22 protein-coding genes are annotated in these 23,532 nt (G+C 57.6%); 12 read left to right on the top strand and 10 right to left on the bottom strand.

The features are described 5' to 3' along the window. Positions 1–103: 103 nt before the first annotated feature. The 4 genes from BM320_RS09230 to glmM all read left to right on the top strand — a co-directional run bounded on the left by BM320_RS09230 (position 104) and on the right by glmM (position 4,141). Positions 104–772 carry a cell wall hydrolase gene (locus BM320_RS09230; RefSeq protein ID WP_090199241.1) on the top strand — a complete coding sequence of 223 codons (669 nt, stop codon included), beginning with the start codon at positions 104–106 and terminating at the stop codon, positions 770–772. 103 nt (positions 773–875) lie between these two features. Then, positions 876–1,793: a dihydroneopterin aldolase gene (locus BM320_RS09225; protein WP_090200518.1), complete on the top strand. Its 918-nt coding sequence runs from the start codon at positions 876–878 to the stop codon at positions 1,791–1,793. Next, complete coding sequence (folP, locus tag BM320_RS09220) at positions 1,790–2,794, top strand: dihydropteroate synthase (protein WP_090199240.1); 1,005 nt, start codon at positions 1,790–1,792, stop codon at positions 2,792–2,794. Before BM320_RS09225 ends, folP begins: the two co-directional genes overlap by 4 nt. Before the next feature lie 3 nt (positions 2,795–2,797). Continuing rightward, positions 2,798–4,141 carry a phosphoglucosamine mutase gene (glmM, locus tag BM320_RS09215; RefSeq protein ID WP_090199238.1) on the top strand — a complete coding sequence of 448 codons (1,344 nt, stop codon included), beginning with the start codon at positions 2,798–2,800 and terminating at the stop codon, positions 4,139–4,141. Here the strand turns inward: glmM and BM320_RS09210 are convergent. After that, positions 4,138–5,037 carry a DMT family transporter gene (locus BM320_RS09210; protein WP_090200516.1) on the bottom strand — a complete coding sequence of 300 codons (900 nt, stop codon included), beginning with the start codon at positions 5,035–5,037 and terminating at the stop codon, positions 4,138–4,140. The two genes, glmM and BM320_RS09210, sit on opposite strands and share 4 nt — an antisense overlap. A gap of 94 nt (positions 5,038–5,131) precedes the next feature. Here BM320_RS09210 and BM320_RS09205 point away from each other — a divergent pair, with 94 nt between their 5' ends. Continuing rightward, a complete protein-coding gene (locus BM320_RS09205) occupies positions 5,132–6,511 on the top strand; it encodes an aldehyde dehydrogenase family protein (protein ID WP_090199236.1) in 1,380 nt (459 codons plus the stop codon). Positions 6,512–6,563: 52 nt separating this feature from the next. Here the strand turns inward: BM320_RS09205 and ilvC are convergent, their stop codons facing one another. After that, positions 6,564–7,586 carry a ketol-acid reductoisomerase gene (gene ilvC, locus BM320_RS09200; RefSeq protein WP_090199234.1) on the bottom strand — a complete coding sequence of 341 codons (1,023 nt, stop codon included), beginning with the start codon at positions 7,584–7,586 and terminating at the stop codon, positions 6,564–6,566. Positions 7,587–7,719: 133 nt separating this feature from the next. On the opposite strand from ilvC, the gene BM320_RS09195 reads away from it, so the two are divergent. Continuing rightward, complete coding sequence (locus tag BM320_RS09195) at positions 7,720–8,175, top strand: Lrp/AsnC family transcriptional regulator (RefSeq protein ID WP_090200514.1); 456 nt, start codon at positions 7,720–7,722, stop codon at positions 8,173–8,175. Beyond that, a complete protein-coding gene (locus tag BM320_RS09190; protein WP_090199232.1) occupies positions 8,172–8,624 on the top strand; it encodes an Lrp/AsnC family transcriptional regulator in 453 nt (150 codons plus the stop codon). Before BM320_RS09195 ends, BM320_RS09190 begins: the two co-directional genes overlap by 4 nt. On the opposite strand, the gene BM320_RS09185 is transcribed toward BM320_RS09190, so the two are convergent. Beyond that, positions 8,621–9,814, bottom strand: coding sequence for a UbiH/UbiF family hydroxylase (locus BM320_RS09185; RefSeq protein ID WP_090199230.1), 1,194 nt, complete (start codon positions 9,812–9,814; stop codon positions 8,621–8,623). The two genes, BM320_RS09190 and BM320_RS09185, sit on opposite strands and share 4 nt — an antisense overlap. A gap of 38 nt (positions 9,815–9,852) precedes the next feature. After that, the gene (locus BM320_RS09180) at positions 9,853–10,500 is read right to left on the bottom strand and encodes a pyrimidine 5'-nucleotidase (RefSeq protein WP_090199228.1); all 648 of its coding nucleotides are present in this window, start codon (positions 10,498–10,500) and stop codon (positions 9,853–9,855) included. Positions 10,501–10,602: 102 nt separating this feature from the next. Between BM320_RS09180 and BM320_RS09175 the strand changes: the two genes are divergently transcribed. Continuing rightward, the gene (locus tag BM320_RS09175; RefSeq protein ID WP_090199226.1) at positions 10,603–11,256 is read left to right on the top strand and encodes a GntR family transcriptional regulator; all 654 of its coding nucleotides are present in this window, start codon (positions 10,603–10,605) and stop codon (positions 11,254–11,256) included. Here the strand turns inward: BM320_RS09175 and BM320_RS09170 are convergent. Both BM320_RS09170 and carA read right to left on the bottom strand, forming a co-directional pair. Next, positions 11,210–13,138, bottom strand: coding sequence for a glycosyltransferase family 2 protein (locus BM320_RS09170; protein ID WP_242650985.1), 1,929 nt, complete (start codon positions 13,136–13,138; stop codon positions 11,210–11,212). The genes BM320_RS09175 and BM320_RS09170 overlap by 47 nt on opposite strands. Positions 13,139–13,178: 40 nt before the next feature. Continuing rightward, entirely contained in the window at positions 13,179–14,318 is a 1,140-nt protein-coding gene (gene carA / locus BM320_RS09165) for a glutamine-hydrolyzing carbamoyl-phosphate synthase small subunit (RefSeq protein ID WP_090199224.1), read from the bottom strand. A gap of 174 nt (positions 14,319–14,492) precedes the next feature. Between carA and BM320_RS09160 the strand changes: the two genes are divergently transcribed. After that, positions 14,493–14,954, top strand: a complete 462-nt coding sequence (locus BM320_RS09160; RefSeq protein ID WP_090199222.1) for a GatB/YqeY domain-containing protein — start codon at positions 14,493–14,495, stop codon at positions 14,952–14,954. 3 nt (positions 14,955–14,957) lie between these two features. On the opposite strand, the gene BM320_RS09155 is transcribed toward BM320_RS09160, so the two are convergent. The 3 genes from BM320_RS09155 to BM320_RS09145 form a co-directional block, all read right to left on the bottom strand. Beyond that, on the bottom strand, positions 14,958–15,509 hold the full coding sequence (locus tag BM320_RS09155) for a DUF2244 domain-containing protein (RefSeq protein ID WP_311135497.1): 552 nt from the start codon (positions 15,507–15,509) through the stop codon (positions 14,958–14,960). Between the two features lie 37 nt (positions 15,510–15,546). Beyond that, positions 15,547–17,220 (bottom strand): cytochrome c oxidase subunit I, encoded by a 1,674-nt coding sequence (gene ctaD / locus BM320_RS09150; protein WP_090199220.1) that lies wholly within the window; start codon positions 17,218–17,220, stop codon positions 15,547–15,549. A 253-nt stretch (positions 17,221–17,473) separates the two neighbouring features. Beyond that, positions 17,474–18,448, bottom strand: a complete 975-nt coding sequence (locus BM320_RS09145) for an alpha/beta hydrolase (protein WP_090199219.1) — start codon at positions 18,446–18,448, stop codon at positions 17,474–17,476. A 99-nt stretch (positions 18,449–18,547) separates the two neighbouring features. Here BM320_RS09145 and BM320_RS09140 point away from each other — a divergent pair, with 99 nt between their 5' ends. The 3 genes from BM320_RS09140 to BM320_RS09130 all read left to right on the top strand — a co-directional run bounded on the left by BM320_RS09140 (position 18,548) and on the right by BM320_RS09130 (position 21,997). Continuing rightward, a complete protein-coding gene (locus tag BM320_RS09140; protein ID WP_090199217.1) occupies positions 18,548–19,438 on the top strand; it encodes a hypothetical protein in 891 nt (296 codons plus the stop codon). A gap of 172 nt (positions 19,439–19,610) precedes the next feature. Beyond that, positions 19,611–20,702: a polysaccharide biosynthesis/export family protein gene (locus BM320_RS09135; RefSeq protein ID WP_165615016.1), complete on the top strand. Its 1,092-nt coding sequence runs from the start codon at positions 19,611–19,613 to the stop codon at positions 20,700–20,702. A 2-nt stretch (positions 20,703–20,704) separates the two neighbouring features. After that, positions 20,705–21,997, top strand: coding sequence for a hypothetical protein (locus tag BM320_RS09130; RefSeq protein ID WP_090199214.1), 1,293 nt, complete (start codon positions 20,705–20,707; stop codon positions 21,995–21,997). Positions 21,998–22,000: 3 nt separating this feature from the next. On the opposite strand, the gene BM320_RS09125 is transcribed toward BM320_RS09130, so the two are convergent. After that, entirely contained in the window at positions 22,001–23,482 is a 1,482-nt protein-coding gene (locus BM320_RS09125; RefSeq protein ID WP_090199212.1) for a glycosyltransferase family 2 protein, read from the bottom strand. Positions 23,483–23,532: the final 50 nt, after the last annotated feature.

The raw sequence follows: 23,532 nt of genomic DNA, 5'->3' as shown, positions 1-23,532 counted from the left end.
TTCGCGCGCGCCCTGACCCAGGGGTAGACGGATTGCATTCTTTCCCCTAAAGAAACCGACGCTGGCGTGGGGCTTTTCTGCGTAGTCGCTTTGATGGATCACCATGACGTTTTCGAAATCAGTTTGGGCCGCGGTTATTGCGGCATCTGTATCCTTTGGCGCACCTGCGGCGTTTGCGGACGAAGTATTGGCAAGCCGCCTGGGTGCGATTTTGGGACAAGAGCGCGATGCGCTATCGATTGTGCCCGATACACGTCTGAGCCTGTTGACGAGCCTGCCCCCAGCTGATGAACGTGGCGTGCCAACCCTTACCGACGAAATTTACAGCGCGGAATATCTTGCCGCACAAGCCGAAGCACAGGGCGGCGACCAATGGCAATGCCTCGCCGAGGCGCTCTACTTCGAGGCGCGCGGCGAAACTGTTGAAGGTTTGTTTGCCGTCGGAGAAGTGATTTTGAACCGCGTCGATAGCAGTGATTATCCGGCCACGCTGTGCGGTGTGATTAACCAAGGCACGGGGCGTCAATACGCCTGCCAGTTTACCTATACCTGTGATGGCCGCGCCGAGGTCATCAATGAACCGCGCGCATGGGAACGCGTTGGCAAGGTCGCACGGATATTGATCGACGGCGCGCCGCGCGTATTGACCGGCGGTGCAACGCATTACCACACAAAGGCGGTTAACCCTTCTTGGGCGCAGCGTTTCCCGCGGACTGCATCTATCGGGTCGCATTATTTCTATCGCCAGCCTGTGCGTACAGCGTCGAAATAACGTCGCCATTGTCACGGCGCGTGTCGTGGCTAACGGTTGTCGGCACGGCGTTTGATCTATAATTGATCCGCAACACATGCTGATAGACGGGACGCGCGCGCAAATGACTGATGAAATCCGGCTTGCGTTTGCACACCCCAGCGAACGCGCAGAGGCCAGCAGCCAAACCCCTTGTGACCGTATTTCCCTGCGTGACTATGTTGTGCAGGTCGAAATCGGCGCGTTCCAGCAAGAACGCGGGCATTTGCAGCGGGTGCGCTTTAACGTGGTCGTCGAAGTCTCGCCTTTGGGCGTGATTGACGATGATGTCGACCGCATCCTTTCATACGATAAAGTCACCGAAGCCATCGGGATCGAGCTAGAGGCAGAGCGGATCAATCTGCTTGAAACGCTTGCCGCGCGTGTTGCAGAACGGATTTTGCTGGAGCCCCAAGCCGAACGGGTCTTTGTGCGCATTGAAAAGCTGGATCGCGGGCCGTTTTCGCTTGGTGTCGAAATCATGCGTGCGCGCGAAGGTGTGGCGCGCGCGGGGCAGACCCATGTCGAAACCCCGCATCCGCGTGTTGTCTACCTGTCAAATGATACGATGCAATCACCGCATTTTAGCGCGTGGATCGACCAACTTGTCGATCGCGCTGCGCCCCTGATTATCTGCGTCGGTCCCGCTGATGTGCCTGCGCCGCAGTCGCAAAACGCGCTTGCACAGCGCCGTATTGATCTGCTCGCCATCGAACAAAATGCTTGGGCGCTGGCCAGCCGTGACAGCCGCTGCATGGTCGTTGGCACCCGCACGGAACTGGATTGGGCAATGAAAAACGGCCAGATTTGTATCTGGGCACCGTCAAAAATTGTGCTTGATGCGGTCGAAAGCCCATCGGTCAGCCCCCGTGATGCCGCGCGGCTTGCTGCGTGGTTCGCGCAGGAAATCACCGCAAAGGAACTGTTGGTCATTGGCGCGCCAGCCCCTGATTCCGATCTGCCCACCCGCATGAGCGACGGGCAGTCAAAGGTATTGTTGTGAGCCGCTACTACCAGCCGGCGGTGCGTTGGGGCGCGGATCGGCCTGCGGGGGCTTACCCGCTTGCGGGTGGTTTCTGTTGGTTTGATCGTGTCACCTTGCGCGCACGGGGGCAGGTGGATCGCTGGATCACGGCGGATGCAGTTCCAGCTGATGTGCTGGACCGGCTCACGCGCCCGCGGGCCCCGATTGCGGGCATGGCGATGGATCGCCCGCAGCTGATGGGCATTTTGAATGTCACGCCCGATAGTTTTTCGGATGGCGGGCAGTTCGCAGCCACAAAGGCTGCCGTGGCCCATGCGCTTGCCATGGTGCAGGCGGGTGCCGCGATCATTGATATCGGCGGCGAAAGCACGCGCCCCGGCGCCAAGACTGTCCCCATTGCCGATGAAATCGCCCGCGTTCTACCGGTGATCACTGCCATTCGTGCGCAAAGCCCGATCCCGATTTCGATCGACACGCGCAAAGCCCCCGTAGCACAGGCCGCCATCACGGCGGGCGCCGATCTGGTGAATGACGTCTCCGCGCTTGGCTATGACGCCGGCACCGCGCAGGTCGCCGCAACGGCGGGCACCCCCGTTTGCCTGATGCATGCCCAAGGTGACCCCGCGACCATGCAGCAAAATCCGGCCTATGACGACGTGCTGCTGGATGTTTATGATTATCTGGAACAGCGCATTGCCCATGCAACCGCCGCAGGGATCGCGCGCGACCGGATCGTGATTGATCCCGGTATCGGATTTGGCAAAACGCTGGACCACAATCTGGCGCTTTTGCGCGGTCTGTCGCTGTTTCATGCGCTGGGATGCCCGATTTTGCTGGGGGCGTCGCGCAAGAAATTCATCGGCACGATTGGCGGCGATCTGTCAGCGGATCGCACTTCGGGGTCGGTCGCGGTGGCGCTGCACGGCGCACGCCAAGGGGTGCAACTGCTGCGGGTTCACGATATAAGTGCAACCAAACAGGCGCTTGACCTGGAATGGGCAATTAACCAAGGCAGTTAGATCATGGCACGTAAATTCTTTGGCACGGATGGCGTGCGCGGCAAGGCAAACATCTATCCGATGACGGCGGATATGGCGTTGAAAATCGGTGCGGCGGCGGGCCGTTATTTCCGCAATGACGGGTCCAACGGGCACCGCGTTGTAATTGGCAAAGACACGCGGCTGTCGGGCTATATGTTCGAAAACGCGCTGACTGCAGGGCTGACCAGTACGGGCATGAACGTGCTGTTGCTGGGGCCAGTGCCGACGCCAGCCGTGGGGTTGTTGACCACGTCTATGCGCGCCGATCTGGGCATCATGATTTCCGCCAGCCACAACCCGCACCACGACAATGGCATCAAATTCTTTGGCCCCGACGGGTTCAAACTGTCCGATACAGCCGAGGCCGAGATCGAAGCGCTCATCGAAAGCGAAATCATCCCCGCTAAGGCTGAAAATATCGGGCGCGCAAAACGTGTTGATGACGGGCGTTTCCGCTATGCGGAACGGGTCAAATCCACCTTCCCAAGCGGGATGCGTCTGGACGGCCTAAAAGTGGTGATTGACTGCGCCAACGGGGCTGCGCACCGCGTTGCCCCCGAAGTGTTGTGGGAATTGGGCGCCGAGGTGATCCCTGTCGGGGTTGCCCCCAATGGTCTGAATATCAACGAAAATTGCGGGTCAACCAGCCCGCAGGCGGCCGCTGCCAAGATCTTGGAAACCGGTGCAGATGTCGGCATTTGTCTGGATGGTGACGCCGACCGCGTGATGATGATCGACGAAACTGGCAAGGTTGCGGATGGCGATCAGCTGATGGCGCTTTTGGCGGGGCGTTGGGCGGATCAGGGGCGGTTGAACGGTGGCACATTGGTGGCCACAGTGATGTCGAACCTCGGGCTTGAACGCCACCTTGAAGGGCGCGGGTTACACCTTGCGCGCACCGCCGTTGGTGACCGCTATGTGGTCGAAGCAATGCGCGCGAACGGCTGGAATCTTGGCGGCGAACAATCAGGTCATATCGTGATGACCGATTATGCAACCACGGGTGACGGGCTGCTTGCGGGGCTGCAATATCTGGCCGCGATGATCGAGACAGGCAAAAAGGCCAGCGCGCTCAGCAAAAGCTTTGAAACCGTGCCGCAGATGCTTAAGAACGTGCGCTATGGCGCAGGGCAGGACCCGCTTGCGGCGCAATCCGTGCGCGATGCGATTGCAGCGGCAGAGGCGTCATTGCAAGGCAAGGGTCGCTTGTTGATCCGCAAATCCGGCACGGAACCCTTGATCCGCGTGATGGCAGAATGCGAAGATGACGCGCTTCTGGTGCAGGTCGTTGACGGCATCTGCGCCGAGGTCGCCGCCGTGATCTAGGCCCTGCGCAATTTGCGCAGGCTGTTCCACTGGCTGATTACAAGCCCGCACATGATTAACCCGAGCGCCGCAAAGAATCGCAGCGGCAGGGTTTCGCTTAGGATCAGCGCGCCGAAAATCATCGACCATACCGGAACTTGGTAGTTTACCAGCGTCATGAATATGCTGCCTGCCGACCGGATCACCGTGACCCGGATCAATGCGGCCAGCGCTGTTGGCACGAAGCCAAGGAAAATGATCGCAAACGTCGTTGTCATATCCGCCACTTGCGGCACCCCTTCGACGATCAACATCGCCGGGATCAGCGCGCAGGCGCCGACCACCAGCAAAAGTGCGGCCAGCGTGATCGGGTCAATGGGCGGGCAGCGGCGGGTCATGATGCTGGACACCGCATAGGAAAACGACGCAAGCACGCAGGCAATCTGCCCCAGCGGTTCCAGTCCGGTGCCAATCCGCAAGACCCCCGGGCCGATCAGTACCGCTGCCCCGATAAACCCAAGCACCACGCCAAGACTATTGCGCAGGTCCATCTTTTCATCGGTAAACGCATGTGACAGCGGCAGCACAAAAAGTGGCAAAGCGGCCATTGAAATGCCCGCAAATGCAGAAGGCACATATTGTTGCCCCCAACTGAGCAAGGCAAAGGGAATAGCCGTGTTCAGCAGCCCGATTACGACCAGATATTTGATCATCCTCGGGGTGAATGCGGGCAGCGGTCGGCGCATCGCCCCCATCAATGTCAAAAGCGCCACGGCCCCCAATGTCGTGCGCGCGCAGGCGACAGTTAACGGACCGTATCCGCGCAAGGCGATAGATACGACCATAAACGTGCCGCCCCAAATCAGGCCAAGCGCAAGAATGGAAAGCCAGTTTGACAGGCTGGGCTGGGTGGTCATAGGGGTGTCCGCGAAAAAATGGTTGGTGCTCGGTGCGCGCCGCGTGACGCGGCGTTCTGCTTGCGTCCTTAGCATGCTTTGACAATCTGAACCAATGACTGACATCGAAAACCTTTTTGCACGCCACAAAACTTGCGTCGCCCACCGCAGGGTGCATTTTGACCTTGCAGCGCGGCGTGATACCCTGCGCCGTTTGAAGCATGCGGTACATACGCGCGAAGATGCGATCATCGCGGCGCTTGCGGCTGATTTTGGGAAACATCCCGCCGAAGTCCGGCTGACAGAAATTCTGCCTGTCTATCAAGAGATTAACCATGCCCTGCGCCATCTGAGCCGCTGGATGCGGCCCAAGCGGGTCATGCCTGGCCTGACAATGATCGGCACTTCGGCACGGTTGCGCCCGACGCCCAAAGGGGTGGCGCTGGTCATTGCGCCGTGGAATTTTCCGTTTAATCTCGCGCTTGGCCCGCTGGTTTCGGCGCTTGCCGCGGGCTGTTCTGCGATTGTCAAACCATCCGAGATGACGCCTGCGACATCGACGCTGATCGCGGAAATGATTGCCGACAATTTCGATCCTGAACTGGTGGCTGTGGTGCAAGGCGGGCCGGATGTCGCGAATGCATTGCTGGCGCAGCCATTCGACCACATCTTTTTCACTGGCAGCCCCGCGGTTGGCAAAATTGTCATGGCCGCAGCCGCGAAAACGCTGGCCAGTGTGACGCTCGAGCTTGGGGGAAAATCGCCCGTTATCGTGGGGCCGGATGCCGATATCGCCAAGGCTGCCAAATGGATCGTATGGGGGCGGTTTTTCAATGCGGGGCAGACCTGCGTCGCGCCCGACCATGCCTATGTGCATGCGGATGTGCATGATGAATTTGTCGCAGCACTATACGCGCAGATCGCCAAAATGTACGCAGGCAACGCGGCATTGGCCAAGATCATCAACGCCCGCCATTGGGACAGGATCACAGCGCTGATCGAGGATGCCAAGGCCAAGGGTGCAACGGTGATCGGCGATACCGACCGTGAATCGCGGCGGATCATGCCAACCATCGTGACGGGTGCGGCCCCTGATATGGAGATCATGAAAGAAGAAATTTTTGGGCCTGTGTTACCTATCCTCAGCTACGATGATTTGGACAGCGTGCTGGGGCAGATCAACGACGCGCCGCATCCGCTGGCGCTGTATGTGTTTGGCGGGAAATCCCTTGCCGATCAGGTCACAGCCGCGACCACCTCGGGGTCTGTTGGGGTCAACCTGACAATCCTGCCCTTTATCCATCCAAACCTGCCCTTTGGGGGCATCGGGAATTCAGGGATGGGGGCCGCGCATGGAAAACACGGGTTCGACGCATTCAGCCATATGCGCCCATTGCTGCGCAATCGCTTCATCCCGCTACCCCTGATATTCCCGCCCTATACGGCGACTGTCGAAAAATTGGTGAAGTTTGTGGTTCGGTTTGTGCGGCGGTAATGCAAAAGGGGCCAGCGTTTCCGCCAGCCCCTTAAATCCAGTCTGAACCGGATTAGTTCTTTGATTTGTCGACCATTTTGCCTTCGGAAATCCAAGGCATCATTGCGCGCAGTTTTGCGCCGACCTGTTCGATCTGGTGCTCGTCGTTGGCACGACGGGATGCTTTGATTGTTGGCTGGCCAACGGCGTTTTCAAGCATGAAGTCACGCACGAATTTACCGGACTGAATGTCAGCAAGCGCTTCTTTCATCGCTTTCTTTGTGGCGTCATATGGCAGGATGCGTGGGCCGGTGACGTATTGACCGTATTCTGCAGTGTTCGAGATGGAGTAATCCATGTTCGCGATGCCGCCTTCATAGATCAGGTCAACGATCAGCTTGGTTTCGTGCAGGCACTCAAAGTAAGCCATTTCAGGTTCGTAACCAGCCTCGACCAGGGTTTCAAAGCCCATGCGGATCAGTTCAACGATGCCGCCACACAGAACGGCTTGTTCGCCGAACAGGTCAGTTTCGCATTCCTGACGGAAGTTGGTTTCGATAATGCCGGAACGACCGCCACCGATGGCAGAACAGTAGGACAGGCCGATTTCTTGGGCTTTGCCAGATGCGTCAGTGTCGACAGCGATCAGGCAGGGCACGCCGCCGCCTTTGGTATATTCGCCGCGTACCGTGTGACCGGGGCCTTTTGGCGCCATCATGATCACGTCGACGCCTTCTTTTGGCTCGATCAGGCCGAAGTGGACGTTCAGGCCGTGGGCGAATGCAATTGCTGAACCCGGCTTGATGTTATCGTGGACGTATTTCTTGTAGGTTTCGGCCTGCAATTCGTCGGGCATTGTGAACATGATCACATCACACCAAGCCGCAGCTTCGGCGATGCCCATGACCTTCAGGCCTTCGCCTTCGGCTTTGGCTTGTGAAGGGGAGCCTTCGCGCAGGGCAACAACAAGATTTTTCGCGCCAGAATCGCGCAGGTTCAGCGCATGCGCGTGACCTTGCGAGCCATAGCCAAGAATGGCGACCTTTTTGTCTTTGATCAGGTTAACATCGCAATCGCGATCGTAATAAACGCGCATATCCGCATCCTTTATGAGTTTTATCCTGCGTGGTTTATGGCGGGCGTTGCTTAGAATTGCGAGTGTTGATTTTCGAGTATTTTTGAAAAAAAGAAGATTGTTATGCGTCGTATTTCGAATTATGCGTATTATTATGCTTGATGATGTTGATCGCCGTATATTGCGCCTGTTGCAAAGTGATCCTGCCCAGCCGCTGCCTGAACTGGCGACGCTGGCGGGGTTGACCCCTGCGCGGGTCACGCGGCGTTTGGATAGGCTACGCCAAGACGGGGTGTTGTTGGGGCAACGTGCGATCATAGACTGGCGCGTGCTGGGTTACGCGGTTGAGGTTAGTTTGCGCGTGACGTTAGACAAAACCGTGCCGCGTGCCTTTGATGAATTTATGGATGCGGCGCGCAAAGTCCGTGCAGTTATCGAGATGCAGACGTTTTTGGGGCGGGTGGATGTGCGCCTGTCACTGATTGCGCGCGATTTGCCGGATTATCAGCGGATTTACCGTGCAGAAATCCTGACCTTGCCGCATATCGCGGATATCGAAGCCTTGATGACGGTTGCGCAGGTCAAACATGACGAAAGCCTGCCGCTATGACGCTGGACGATATTGATCGCGCGCTTTTGCGGGCTGTGGCGGCGGATGCCGATCAGTCGACAACGCAGCTGGGCCAAAAGCTGGGCCTGAGCCAACCTGCGACTTGGCGCAGGCTGCGCCGCTTGCAAGATGCGGGCGTGATCGCAGGGCGGCGTCTGATGCTGGACGCGCAAAAGGTCGGCTTTGGCGTGACGGTGTTTTTGGGTATTAAGCTGGCCACCAAGGGCCGCGTCAGTCTCGAGGATTTCGAGCGCGCCGTTTCAGGGATTGCAGAGGTGCAATCGGTTGAACATGTGCTGGGGCTTTATGATTACCGGCTGCGTGTGGTTGCCCGCGATCTGGCGGATTTTGAACGGGTTTTGCGCCGCCGGATCATGACACTTCCCGGCGTCGGCAATGTCGAGGCGAATGTGTTGCTTTCCGAAGAACGATTGGCAGGCCCGCTTTAGCGGCCGGCACCAAGCCCAAGTTCCATCAGCTTGCGCCGCACCGGTGACAGCCCGTAAAGCAGTTTGATGCCTTGCGCGCGAAGTTCCTGCGCCAGTGGTCCGCCTGCAATGGACGCGCGGTTCAGCGCATCAATTCCCGCGATCCGCAATTTAATATCGCCGTGGCGCGCGCGTGCGTAACGGTCCAGCATGGTGCGGTCGCCCAATGTGTCGGGCGATGCCGTCGCGAGGTCTAAAAGGCTGGCCATATCGCGCAGCGACATGTTTAGCCCCTGCGCCCCAATCGGCGGCATGACATGCGCGGCCTCGGCGACAAGCGCCATGCGTGGGCCGGTAATTTCATCCGCGATCTGGCTGATTATCGGCCAGACCCCGCGCGGTGAGGCCAGTTTGAGCGGCCCGTAAATTCCCGCAGAGCGGTCGAATGCCGCGGCTTCAAATTCCGCGGCATTCAATTGACTGAGCCGCAGCGCCTCTGGCCCGCTTTCCATCCAGACCACGGCCGAGCAGGGCCGCCCGTCAAAATCGGGCAGGGGCACCAATGTAAACGGGCCACCAGCGCGGTGCACTTCGGTTGATACATTGTCGTGCGGCGCGTCATGCGTGACCGCAAACACCACCGCCTTTTGCCCGTAGCGTCTTGTTTTGACGCCAATGCCCGCCGCATTGCGCACAGCCGATCCGCGCCCGTCTGCGCCGATCACAAGGCGTGCGTCTAGCTGGCTACCGTCCGTCAGGGTTACAATCGCCGATTTGTCGCGCGCGAGCATGGATTTGAACCCTGTGCCAGGGCGGAAATCAACATTTGGCAATTCGTCTAATCGCGCCACCATTTCCCGACGCAAAAGCCAATTGGGCAGGTTCCAGCCAAAGGGTTTGTCGGAAATGTCGGATGCATCAAAATCGCGGGTGATATGCGGATCATGTGCGGCATCCACAATGCGCATGATTTGCAACGGGGCCGCAAAAGGGGCCAGCCGTTCCCAAAGCCCTGCGGCAGCCAATAGCTGCTGCGCGGGCTGCAAAAATGCCGTGGTGCGCAGATCGGCGTCTTTGGCGTTTTGCGTGGTCACGGGCGGCATCGGGTCAACGACCACAACGTCAAAACCCGCCGCGCCAAAGGCGGCCGCCGCGGTAAGCCCCGCGACACCGCCACCTGCAATGAAAATATCGGTTGATTTGCGTTTCATGGCTTAGACATAGGCCGATGCGCGCCGCACGAAAAGGCCTAGCGCAATACCTGCGACAAGAAGGCCGTCAAATTATCGGTGCCGTGATGCACATGGGCGGCGTCCAGCGGGGTTTCATGCACATGCACAGTGCGCATCCCCAGATCATGCGGCACCACCAGATTGCGCGCCTCGTCTTCGAACATTGCGGCAGTTGTCGGGGTCACGCCCGCGCGCCCAAAGACGGTGGCAAAGCTTTGCGCGTGGGGTTTGGGGGTTAGTGCCGCCTCTTCAATGCCGAAAACCGCGTCGAACGCATGGGTCAGCCCGCGCGCATTCAGAACCCGCGCGGCGTGGTGGTTGGACCCGTTTGTATAGACAATCTTGCGACCGGGCAGGGTTCCGATGGCTTCGGCCAGTGCCGGATCGGTTGTCAGGTGCGAAATGTCGATATCGTGGACTTCGGCCAGAAAATGATGCGGATCGACGTTATGTTCTTCCATCAGGCCGGCCATCGTTGATCCGTGGGAATGCCAGTAATCAATCGCCAGCTGCGCGGCCCGCGCCGCGTCAAAACCGGTGACGCGCATCACATAGGCGGCAAATTTCGGGTCCATCAGCCCGAACAGGTCGGCCGAAGGATGATATAGCGTGTTATCAAGATCAAAGACCCACGTATCGATATGTTCAAAATGCTGCGCAACCATGTCGGGACAATATGCGCCTGATTTGACCGGTGCAATCGGTTTGGGTTGATTGCGGGGGCGGTGCGGGGGTAGGGTCTGCGAACCAACAGAAGGCTTTCGCCCATGCAAGACCCGCGCGCGACCCAAAAAGATGCATACGCCCTGATCCTCGAGGCGATCGACAGCCATATCTACAAGCCAGGCGACCGGCTGGTCGAAAGCGAACTTGCCGAAAGGTTCGGTGTCTCGCGCACCCCGATCCGCGAGGCTTTGCAACGGCTTGAGACCCAGTCGTTGCTTGCGCGTGACGGGCGGTCGCTGATTGTGGCGTCGCTGGATCACACGCAACTGGCAGAGCTATACGTGGTGCGCGGAGAGCTGGAGGGGCTGGCAGCAAGGCTTGCCGCCCGTCACGCGGCCCCCGAAGAAATTCGTGTGCTGCGCAATATGCTTGAGGATGACAAGCGGCTGGTCAATGATCCGCAGGCATTAAGCCGCGCAAACCGGCGGTTTCACAAGCAGATCCACCTTGCGTCGCATAACCGCTTTCTGGTGCGTCAGCTTGATCTTGTGCACCGTTCAATGGCGCTTTTGGCGACCACATCGCTGGCCGCCGAAGGGCGCGGCGCAAAGACGCTAGACGAGCACGCTGAAATTGTCGCCGCAATCGAGGCAGGCGACGGCGATGCCGCCTACCGCGCGTTGCGCGATCATATTTCAGAAGCTTTTGTCACCCGTCTAAGGCTGGATGCAAAGGCGGTTGAGGCGGCGGAGTAGCGGTCCGCCACTCCTTTGACAGTAAAATCCCATGCGCGGTTTTATCCCAATAAAACGGTTTTGTTAGCAGCTCGAACAACCCTTTATACGCCGCTAACGCGCCAAGCGGAAAATAGAGCGTCAGGCTGAACGCCCATTTGAACAGCCAGCGTTTGCCCGCCTTTTTTAACGCAACATAGGCAACCAACCAGCCAATGATCTCGGAACCGATGAACAGGCCCGCAAGTGTCCAGAACGCCCAAGCGGGCATGACCGCAGCCAAAGGGTGGGTCACGCCAAACACCGGCAGCCAGAATGTCCACAAAAGCGGCGCGAGCACAAATTGCGACAGCGTGCCAAGAAACAGCAGTTGCACCCCGAAAAACCGCCAAGCGCCCAGATCGCGCCAAAGCTGCACAGGGTTGCGCATGTGCACCCCGTATGTGATCGCATAGCCCTTGAGCCAGCGCGACCGCTGTTTCACCCAAGGCCATGCGCGGCCGTTCGCTTCTTCTTCGGTGACTGTGTCGATCAGCCATGTGCGGTAGCCGTGCCGCGCCAGCCGGATGCCCAGATCTGCGTCTTCGGTGACATTATGCGCATCCCAACCGCCCAAAGCGTGCAGCGCATCCTTTTTGAAAAACAATGTTGTGCCACCTAGCGGCACTGCCAGCCCAAGCCGTTGCAAACCCGGCAGGATCACCCGAAACCAGCCGGCATATTCAATCGTAAAACAGCGCGTCAGCCAGTTGGATGCCGCGTTGTAATAGTCAAGCTTGCCTTGCAGGCAGACCACATCTGGCGGCGCATTGGCAAAACCGACCGCAACGCGGTGCAATTGATCGGCGGCAGGCGCGTCTTCGGCGTCCCAAATCCCTATGATATCGCCGCGCGCAAAATCCAGCGCGTAATTGAGCGCCCTTGGCTTGGTCTTGATCCTGCCTTTGGGGACAGTAATTGCGCGGATACCCTGCGGCAGGGTGGTCCGGCCCAAGGTGGCGCGCGTTGTCTTGTCATCCTCTTCAAGCACCAGACAGATATCGAGCAGGGTACGTGGATAATCCAAACCCGATAGCCGCGCCAAAAGATGGTTTGCAATCGCCGTTTCATTGTAAAGCGGCACCAGCATGGTGATGGCCGGCAACTGCACGGGGATCACGTTTTGCGCGCCATCGGGGGCATCGCGCCAGCCGATAAAAGCCGCCGCCGCCTTGAGCGCAGTGCTCAGAAAAAGCGTCGCAACCGCCCAGAATGTCAGCGCTGCCAGCAACAATTCCGGCGCATAAACCACGCAAACCAAAGCACAAATTCCGACAAACCCACCGATAAGCGCAGCGCGGCGCGGGGCCCAGTTGCGGCAGCTTTCACGCGGGGCGGTTTTGCATTCCGCCTGGGCAACCAGCGCAGGTTTGCACAGCCTGCTAAGCGCGCGGTTCAGGTGGTCTTCGGTTGTGATGGCTAGGCGGACGGGGCCGAATATTGCAACTAGCGCGGGGGTCTCGTCGCGAAATTGTTCGGGGCGCGATGTCAGGACAATCGTTTCGCCCCCGAACTGCCGCCACGGCATCAGCCCCGTTTTGATGCATTGGGGTGCACCTATCCGCGCGATCAACGAAGTGTCGGGGGCTTCGGTCACGGGATTGATATATTGTGCGCCCAATGCAGTGGCTTGGGCCTGTGCGACAGCATATTGCGACACGCCAAACCCGCGCGTAAAAACCTGCGCCACCGGGATGCGGCGCAGCCGCGCAATTTCCGCCGCGCGATCCGCGATATCGGCTGTCACATGCCCGCGATAGACCAGTTCCTGACACAGAAAATCGCGGTCTGGCGCAGGCGTGCGCGGGGTCTGGTGGTTACGTTCTTGCATGATCGCTTCTTGGCTGTTGACCCAAGCGATCATGCAGGTTGCATGGTTAATACGCCGTTAAGAACGTCGCGGCTTATGCATCGGCCATCGCGGCGGCAAACCGTTCAAACAGATAATAGCTGTCTTGCGGGCCGGGGCTGGCTTCGGGGTGGTATTGCACGCTGAACACAGGGCGGCCAGTGACCTTGATCCCGCAGTTGCTACCATCAAATAGCGACACATGCGTTTCAACCACACCTGCGGGCAGGGTCTGCGCATCGACGGTAAACCCATGGTTCATAGAGGTAATTTCAACCTTTCCGGTTTCATTATCCTTGACCGGATGGTTCGCGCCATGATGGCCGTGGTTCATCTTGATGGTCTTGGCCCCAAGCGCGAGTGCCAGCATCTGGTGGCCCAGACAAATCCCGAAAACGGGGATATCCGCATCCAAAACGCCTTTGATCATCGGCACAGCATAGATACCAGTTGCCGCCGGATCACCGGGACCGTTGGACAGAAATACGCCGTCGGGGTTCAGCGCGAGAACCTCTTGCGCGGTTGCCGTGGCGGGCAGAACCGTCACATCGCAGCCCGCCGAGGCAAGGCAGCGCAGGATATTACGTTTTGCGCCGAAATCGACCGCGACAACCTTGTGACGCGGGGCGTCTTGCGTGCCAAACCCGTCGGGCCATTCCCAACGCGTCTCGTTCCAGCGATATGATTGCGCACAGGTCACGTCTTTGGCCAGATCGAGGCCCTCAAGCCCTGCAAAATTGCGGGCTTTCTGGACCAATGCGGCGATATCAAAATTACCTTCGGGATCATAGGCAAGTGCGACATGCGGCGCGCCTTGCTGGCGGATTGCACGGGTCAGCCGGCGGGTATCAACGCCGCCCATGCCGATACGGCCGCGCGCGGCCAGCCAAGTGGTCAAGTCTTGGGTCATCCGCCAGTTTGACGGCGTGGTCGGGTCCCATTTGACGACCATCCCTTGGGCGATCGGGTCGGCGTGTTCATCATCTTCGGGTGTGACGCCCGTATTGCCGATATGCGGGAAGGTGAATGTCACGACCTGCCCCGCATAAGAAGGATCGGTCATGATTTCCTGATAACCCGTCATCGCGGTGTTAAAGCAAAGCTCGGCGACCGTTTCACCAGCAGCCCCGAATCCAACCCCGTAAAAGATCGTGCCATCCGCGAGTGCCAAACAGGCTGTTGGTTTGAGCGTCATCTCATGTCTCCGATCAGTCAAATTGTGCAGGGTTTACGAGGCCGGACAGGCCGGGTCAAGGCCGTATCGCACCCTTTGAAACAAGGGGTGACGTTGCGCCTTGATGGCTTGTCATGCGCTAACAGGCGCAGTATGGTGCGCGTTCGTTTTACAGCTTCGTGATCGGGAAAATTCATGAACATGCGCGACCGGGTCAGCACGGCCCTCAAGGATGCTATGAGATCGAAAGAGGCAGACCGCCTGTCGACCTTGCGGCTGATCAATGCAGCGATCAAAGACAAGGATATCGCTTTGCGGGGCACTGCCGACGAAGAAGGCGGGGTCAGTGACGACGATATTCTGGGCATTCTGGGCCGGATGGTCAAGCAGCGCCAGGAAAGCGCGCGCGCCTATGAAGAAGGTGGGCGGCTTGAACTGGCAGAGAAAGAACTGTCTGAAATCAAGGTGATCGAAGATTTCCTGCCGCGCCAGCTGTCAGAAGAAGAAGTTGAAGAAGCCGTAGATGCCGCCATCAAGGACGCAGGCGCCCAAAGCATCCGCGACATGGGCAAGGTCATGGCGGCGCTGAAAGACAAATACACTGGCCGCATGGATTTTGGCAAAGCAGGCCCTGCAGTTAAGGCACGGCTCGGCTAAAACCTAGCGCAGCCTTTGCTGCAATTGGGCGTATAGGGCGGCGCGTTCGGTGGCGTCCAGAAATGCGCCCAGCTCTACTTTACGGTCGCCCCCGCTCAGGGTGATGTAATTTTCGACCCCGCCTGCATTGGGGTGCATTTCTACCCGCACCCAATATCGGTTGGCCTGCCAGTGCAGGGTTTGCCCATCCGGATTGTGCCGGATCAGGCGCAGATGGGTCGAATCGGCGATGAGTTCTTCAAGCACCTCTCCGCGGCGGTAAGAAACATGCAGCGCGCCCCAAAGACCGGCAAACATCACTGCCGCAAACGGCAGGATGAACCACAGCGCGCCGGTGCCGATAACCGCTAGCAACGGCAGCAGCACCAGCAACGCAGTGCCGCCCATAAAAATCACAAAATCGCGGCGCAGCAGCGACCTGTACGCCCAAAGCGACAGACGCCAGTTTTGTGCATGTGGGGCAGGGGACCATTCGTAAGGCATTGCTTCACCAAAATGCGTATCGGATTTTTTGATCCCGTCGCAATGACCGGCATCAAACGAAAAAGGCCCCACAAAACTGCGGGGCCTTTTGTTAACGGTTACCCGGTGCCTAATGCGCCGGAGATTTGTCCCAGTCTTCCTGCTTTGGCAGGGTCTCGAATGTGTGCTCTGGTGGTGGGCAAGGCAATGTCCACTCCAGCGTATCTGCATATTCGTTCCATGGGTTGTTTTCTGTGACGCGCTTGCCCTTGGTCAGTGTCCAAACCAGAACGCCGATAAAGAACACGAAAGAAGCGAACGACAGGAACGCGCCCCAGCTGGATACAAGGTTCCATGTCGCAAAGGCATCCGGATAGTCGATGTAGCGACGTGGCATGCCCTGACGACCCAAGAAGTGCTGTGGGAAGAAAGTCAGGTTTGCACCGATGAACATCATCCAGAAGTGCAGCTTGCCAGCCCATTCAGGTGCCATGCGGCCCGAGAACTTTGGCAGGTAGAAATAGATACCCGCAAAGATCGAGAACACAGCGCCCAGCGACATCACATAGTGGAAGTGCGCCACAACATAGTAGGTGTCGTGATAAACGCGGTCGACGCCAGCCTGCGACAGAACGATCCCTGTAACCCCACCAACGGTGAAGAGGAACAAGAAGCCGAACGCCCAGTACATCGGGGTTTTCATGTCAATCGAGCCGCCCCACATGGTCGCGATCCAAGAAAAGATCTTAACCCCTGTCGGCACCGCGATAACCATCGTCGCCAGCATAAAGTAGGATTGCTGGGTCAGCGACATGCCAACGGTATACATGTGGTGCGCCCAAACGACGAAGCCCAGAACACCAATCGCAACCATCGCATAAACCATCGGCAGGTAGCCAAAGATCGGCTTGCGCGAGAATGTCGCGATGATGTGGCTGATGATCCCGAAACCGGGGATGATGATGATGTAAACTTCTGGGTGACCAAAGAACCACAAGATGTGCTGGTACAAGATCGGGTCGCCGCCGCCTTCGGGTTGGAAGAACGTGGTGCCAAAGTTGCGGTCAGTCAGCAGCATTGTGATCGCGCCAGCCAGAACAGGCAGAGCCAAAAGGATCAACCAAGCGGTCACAAAGATTGACCAAGCAAACAGCGGCACCTTGTGCAGCGTCATACCAGGTGCGCGCATGTTCAGGAACGTGGTGATCATGTTGATCGCACCAAGGATCGAAGAGGCACCAGACAGGTGAACCGCAAAGATCGCCAGATCCATCGACATGCCGGCCTCATTGGTTGAAAGCGGCGGGTAAAGTACCCAGCCAACACCAGAGCCAAGCTGCCCGTTGCCGCCTGGTGAAAGCAATGATGCAACGCCCATAGAGGCGCCCGCAACAAACATCCAGAATGACAGGTTGTTCAGCCGTGGGAACGCCATGTCTGGCGCGCCGATTTGTAGCGGCATCAGGTAGTTACCAAAGCCACCGAAAAGGGCCGGAATAACCACAAAGAACATCATCAGAACGCCGTGATAGGTGATCATCACGTTCCACAGATGCCCGTTGGGAGTACATGTTTCAGCGCTATTGGCGATGAAACGCGCACCTTCGGTACACATGTATTGCACACCCGGGTGCATCAGTTCGAGCCGCATATAAACGGTGAACAAGACGGATACGAAACCCAGCGCCCCTGCTACAAACAGGTACAAGATCCCGATATCTTTATGATTTGTCGACATAAACCACCGGGTAAAGAACCCCCGGTCGTCGTGATGTTCATCGCCGTGGATGGCTGCATCTGCCATTGTGGCTCTCCTCAAGTTGGCTACCTTTCAGGTGCGCCGATTCCGAAGAATGACGCAGCTTTGGGCTGGTTCTAATGCCTTGGGGCTAAAGGAGCAATAAAGGATACGCGTTTCTACGTGGGATAAATTGGCGCAGTGCATACTGTCTCCGCCGTTTTGCCCTTTGATGCGGCAAATCACGGGCGGCGCAAGGGCGATGGGTCGCATCGCAAAACGCGCAGCACCGTAAATCCGCAAGGCGCGCCGGCCGTCGCTAGGCCGCACCCGCTTCGGAAGTTTCCAGCAGATAATCCATATCCGCTTCGCCGATGACCCGTTTTACATAATTGCTTGCGCCACCTTTGGCGACATGCGGAAGAAGTCCGACCAGTAGCTTCGCGTATTCAACAGAAGGCATTCTATTGAGATGATCCGCGAGCGCCGAAATGTGGGTGCTTTGCAAGATCGCATCTGCACCCAGCGTGGCAACCATGTCTTGTTGCGTCGCGGGATCCGCCTTGAAAAAGGCACCTGGAATAGAGGCATCAAATGTCTGGCGCGCGCGATTGACAAAGGCGGCAAGCGTTTCTTTGCCGGCCATGACGTCGAATAACTGTTCGGTGAAATTTTCGAACCCGACGTCGCGCATCATGCGGACAATTCCAAAATGTGCGGTCCCGGGGCAATTGATCTGCTGTGAGTCAGTATTGCGCAGGATCGTCAGAGCATGTTTCTGGTCGGCCGCATGGAGCGGATCACACAAAACGACCCCCTTTGTGCCTGCGCAAGCGCCATTTCGAATGGGATCGACGCGATAGAATGCGCGCCCGGGACGCCAGCGGCCGTCCTTAATCTTGCGCATATAAGCGTCATTGATCGACGCCTGGGGCGAGCCACTCAGGAAAAAATCGGCCTCAAGCGCGGCGGCGCCAACAATTGCACCATAGCCGCCCATGCTTGTCCCGTAGCTGAGCCATGGCCGCGGCAAGTCGGGGATGCGCCGGATCGCGTCGAGTGCCGCGTCAAAGCTTTCGTGTTGAAACCAGTCTTGGCGTGCTGGCTGTACCATCACAGCAGTATACCCCGCAGAGGTGATAAAATTCTTGTCGCTTGGCGCGCGTTTGGGCGCAAAACCTGTATCGGGGTCGCGCGGCCCGACAAGTTGGTAGTAGATTATTGTGCCACGGCTGGGGACAGTCGGGCGGGTGACAAAAACGCGGTAATGGGTTTCATCGAATACACATGACATGGGCGGTTATTCCTAGTAACTCTGACCAAGAAGCTATCCCTGACCACCACTGCGAACAAGCTAACTTGAGGCTCGCGGTCGCATGAATGAACGCTCACTTTGGAAGACCCTGCTGACCTGCTGCCGTTTGGCTTTGTGACAATCGCGACTGGCGCGCCGCATTATTTTGAAATGGCGGTCGACCTCGCGCTGTCGATCAGGCAATTCCACCAAGACCCTGTTGTCTTGATGACAGATGTTGCTGGTCGGGACTTTGTGCAGGGGCGCTATGCGGGAGCGTTTGACCGGATCGTTGTGTTGCCAGAGGGGGTGAACCGCGGTTTTCTATCAAAATGCGCGCTCGGGGATCATGCGCCGCTTGCGCATGCTGTGTTTATTGATGCCGACTGCATCGTTGTGGCACCTTTGGACCGGTTGCGTGCATATGCATTCAACGACGGGCTGACGATGATAGGAGAGCTGCGGCAGGCGCATGAACTCCCTAGATTTCATGGCGCAAACATTGGTTTTCTTTGCAAACACTTCAAAACGGATCAGTTTTTCAAGAACCACGCAGGTGCCTTTTGCTATACGCGCCGCACCGCCCAAAAGGTCATGCATGACGCGGTGCGGGTTTATGCGGAACTGGAACAGCTAGACCCGCTAATGATACCTTTTGCAAATGACGAGCTGGCATTTGGGATTGCTGGTGGACGGCATCAGATTCATGCGATGCCATCCCCGTCGCCGATTCACTGGACGGCAGATCTGGTAAATATGCGCGCCGCTGAATGGCCAAAGCCCATTGCCCATTTCCACAACATCATGCCCAAGCCAATTTTGCGTGCGCTACTACAAGAAACCGGCCGCCGCCGTCGCGCATACGGGTTTGACGAACGGCCGACGCATGTGGTGTGGCGCAAAAAACTGCGTCGCAACCGTGGCAAGAACCCATTTGGTTTAATGCGCTATGGCTTGCAAGTAATTGGCAAGCTGGTGAAGCGCGGATGAACTGCGATGTATCCGCACGCGGGCATAGGTTCACGCTTCGGGCTTGCACATGGTCGGGCCAACTGGCCATAGTTGGTGTTCAACCAAAGGCACTTTGAAAGAGGTACATGTGAACATTCACCAAAAATCTAGTGTCCTTTTGTGTGTCGCATTATTGCAAGCCTGCGCAAGCATGCCGGGTGCAGGCCCGACCGCCCAAAGTCTTGCACAGACCCAAGCTCCGTCAGCACCGATGCAAACGGCGGGGTTCATCGTGGCACCCATATCGCCGCAAGTCATTGAAGCCGTTTCCGGGCGCGCAACCCAAAGCCTGCATGGACATTTTGGCGCGACGCCAGCACCACAGGTTTTCGCGGTGGGTATCGGCGACAGTCTCGCGGTGACCCTCTGGGAGGCGGGCAGCGGCGGGCTATTTGCGAGCGGCACGCCCGAAACCGGCAGCGGCGCCAATAGTGTCACGTTTCCGGTGCAAGAGGTCGACCATGACGGCGCCATTTCCGTACCCTATGCGGGCAGGGTCGTTGTCGCAGGCCAAACACTGGCTGAAATCGAACGCCGCATTGTCGCGTCTTTGGCTGGCAAGGCGATTGATCCGCAAGTCATCGTGACCGTGACGGATAACAGTTCGAATTTTGTCACGGTAAGTGGCACCGGTGTCGGGGGCGCGCGCATTGCGTTGTCGCGGGGCGGCGACCGGTTGCTGGATGTGATCGCCGCCGCAGGTGGTGCAGGCGAGGAACTGCACGAGGTCACGGTGACCCTTACGCGACAGGGCCGCATCATGTCTGTGCCAATGGATTCGGTCGTGCGCATCCCGCGTGAAAACATCACGGTGACGCGCGGTGATACGATTTCGCTGACCCGCACGCCGCGCACGTTTACGGCGCTTGGCGCGACGGGGCAAAACGCGCTGATCCCGTTTGATACGTTGCGGTTAACACTGGAAAAGGCCGTTGCAAAAGCAGGCGGTCTGGCGCAAACACGCGCGGACCCGAGCGGCGTATTCATCTTGCGACAAGAGCCGGCAGCGATTGCTACGGTGCTTGATCCTGCATTTGTCGCCGCGGCAGGGCAATCGACAGTAAATGTCGTTTATAGTGCCGACCTCCGCGACCCGAACAGCTTGTTTCTTGCGCGCCAGTTCGAGATCTTGCCTGACGATATCTTGTATGTGGCGGGTGCCTCTGCCAATGAATTCGAGCGTTTCTTAAGGCTGGTGCAACTGCCGTTTGTCACGGCGCGCGTTACGACCGCTGGGTTATAAAAATGGGATCGTCTACATTGTCCGAAACAGATGCCCCGGCACTGCGCAAACTTTGCTGCCATCACCTCAAGAAATGTGGCGGGACATCGTTTAACGCCTGGCTTGATACGCAGTATCCGGTCTATCCGGACGATTTGCGTGCAAAGCAAAAGCAGATATTTGGCGAACAGTCGGAAGAGGGCAGCCCCTATATGAACCACCGCGCCAAGGTTCGACGCTTTGCCAGCTCTATCTTTGAAAACCGTGATCTCACGCATACCCATTTGGGTTTGGTCTGTCGCGCGCCAGCGGGGGCATTCCGGATGACGATGCTGCGCAATGCGCAAGACCGCCTGTTATCGCAGGTGCGCGACTACCGCCGTCTATCTGCACAAAGCATGGCAACAGCCAATCCGATTGCCTTGCGCGCGATTAAGGATGCCAAGGCAATGCCGCTGCGCGCGTTTTTGATCAAGCACAGCGATCAGGTGCAAGGGCACCATATGTATTTTGATAACTACATGGTCCGGGCGCTTGCTTATAACCGGTTGGGTTTATTGGCCGAACGCGTTGAAGATGTTCAGCAAATTTTGCCTGTCGCGCTTGATGTTCTTGAACAGGATATGGATTTTGTTGGTATTCTGGAGCAGGGCACGGCGAATAATGCCGTGCTTGCATCGGCGCTTGACTGGATGCCCGTTACCTATGTGCCGGTCCTCAACCAGACGAGCCGTGCTCTCTTGGATGCGGATGAGGTGCAGGACGCGCAAGATGTGATTAACCGTCTGACCGCCCAAGACGCGCTATTATACGAAGCGGCGACAGATCTGTTTGATGCGGCGCGGGCAAAATACCCGACACGGCAAAAAGACGAATACGAGAACGGGCCGCTACAGAGGCGGTTTGCCGCGATCAACCACCATGCCGGCCATCAGGTTGTTGGGCTGGATCTGGCGCAACCCTTTGTCGCCACCGGTCATGACGGGCGCGTCCAGATTCCAGATGGCCGCTATTGTATCTATGTCCGGTTCGGCACAGCATTCGAAACCTATATCCAAACTCCGGCGCAGGTTGGTTTTACGCTCAAGCTGGATATGGGCTGGCGCCCGAATGACAGTGTGATTGAAAATCTGAAGTTTGCCGTGAACGGGACAGCATGCGCATTTGACGCGGATATTGACGCCGAAACGCTCACGGTTTCAGTACCGCCACAGCCGCGGGAATTCTGTCTGCTTAGCATTTCGTTGGCGGATCAAAATCTGGAAGAACCGCGCGGATTGCAGATCTTTGGCGCGACCATCATACAGCAAAGCTAGGCACTACGATACAATCACGGCCTTTTGGCGCCACCGTTGTTTTGCGATTGGGCCAAGCTGCACAAGCAAAAGCCCAAATAGTGCCAGCCCCATAAACAGGCTTGGCTGCCCCCAAATATAGTGGCCATCGGCAAAAAGCATGACACCTGTCGCGATCCCGTAAATCCCGACGACCGCCTCGATCCAAATCACCCAATGTGTGGCCATATGATGTGAAAGCGTATTGCCCAATGCACCGCCTTGTTTGGGCGTGCGTTCAAAGGTGCCGTTGTCCGATAACAGGCCCGCGCAAAAGGCGACCGTGTTGTTCACCATCAGCGTCACAGCCAAAGCAAGTGCCACGGGCACTTCGATCAGCGCGTCTTTCCATGTCGTGTTTTCTTTCGCACGAAGCCGGTAGGTGGACCAAAAGCCAAACAATGCGGCAAAGTTGCCCAAGACAAGCGTGGTTTGCAGCGGCAACAAGACGTGGTCATCAACCCCGCTAAAGACGACCCAAGGCCAGATCATGACAAACACAAACAAGAGCGGGTGGATAAGATAGCCCAACAGCATATGGACATCGTCAATGCGCGACGCCAAGGCCGGCGACTTTAGGACGCGCGTCATAAGCTTGCGCGCGCATTGTGCGCTGCCCTTTGCCCAGCGGCGCTGTTGCATCTTAAAGGCCTGAAGATTGGGCGGAATTTCACTGGGGCATTCGAGCGATTGATCGTAGGCCCCGAAATGCCCCATCAACGCGCAGCGATAGGTCAGGTCAAGATCTTCGCAAAGTGTATCGGACGACCAGCCCCCGGCCTGTGCAATTGCTGACCGGCGCCAGATACCGCCGGACCCGTTGAAATGAAGCGTCAACGGGCCGGATTTTTGAAACGGTTTCTGGATATAAAAATGACGGTCGATCAGGATCGATTGAACCCGTGTCAGGATGTTTTGATGCTGGTTATAGAATGTCCAGCGTCCTTGCAGGAACGCGATATCCGGATTTTCCAACGGCGATCCCGGTGCAAAGGCCTGCAACAAAAAGTTCGCGGGCGGCAGAAAATCGGCGTCAAAGATGGCAACAAATTCGGCATCGGATTGGTCAAGCCCAACCTGTAACGCGCCGGCCTTAAACCCGACACGGTCAGCGCGGGTGATATGCGTAAACAGCGACCCTGATGGGTCAACTTCGGCAAGACAAGATTCAATTATGCGTGTCGTTTCATCAGTACTGTCGTCCAGCAACTGCACGGATAGTTTGTCGCGCGGATACCGCAGCGCGTCTATCGCCTGAACCAGCGCCGCGGCGACCGAGGGTTCGTTATAAATAGGCAGCTGGATCAGAACAGTCGGCAGGTTGTCCACATCAAGATTATCGTAGTCAGCGGCGCAATCCGGCTGCTTATGGGGGTGCACCCGTGTCCAGTATCCCAAAATAATACGCAGTTCTAACAGCGCAAATACCGCGATCCCGAGGGAAACAGTCGAAATGATAATGATCATGCGTTGGAAATTCTACTTTTGAGCTACCTCTCGGGATCGGGTAGTGTAAA

Origin of the sequence: Yoonia tamlensis (assembly GCF_900115105.1) — a bacterium.
GTDB lineage: Bacteria > Pseudomonadota > Alphaproteobacteria > Rhodobacterales > Rhodobacteraceae > Yoonia > Yoonia tamlensis.
Note: the sequence above shows the minus strand (reverse complement) of the source record. Positions and strands in the feature narration are given on the sequence as shown.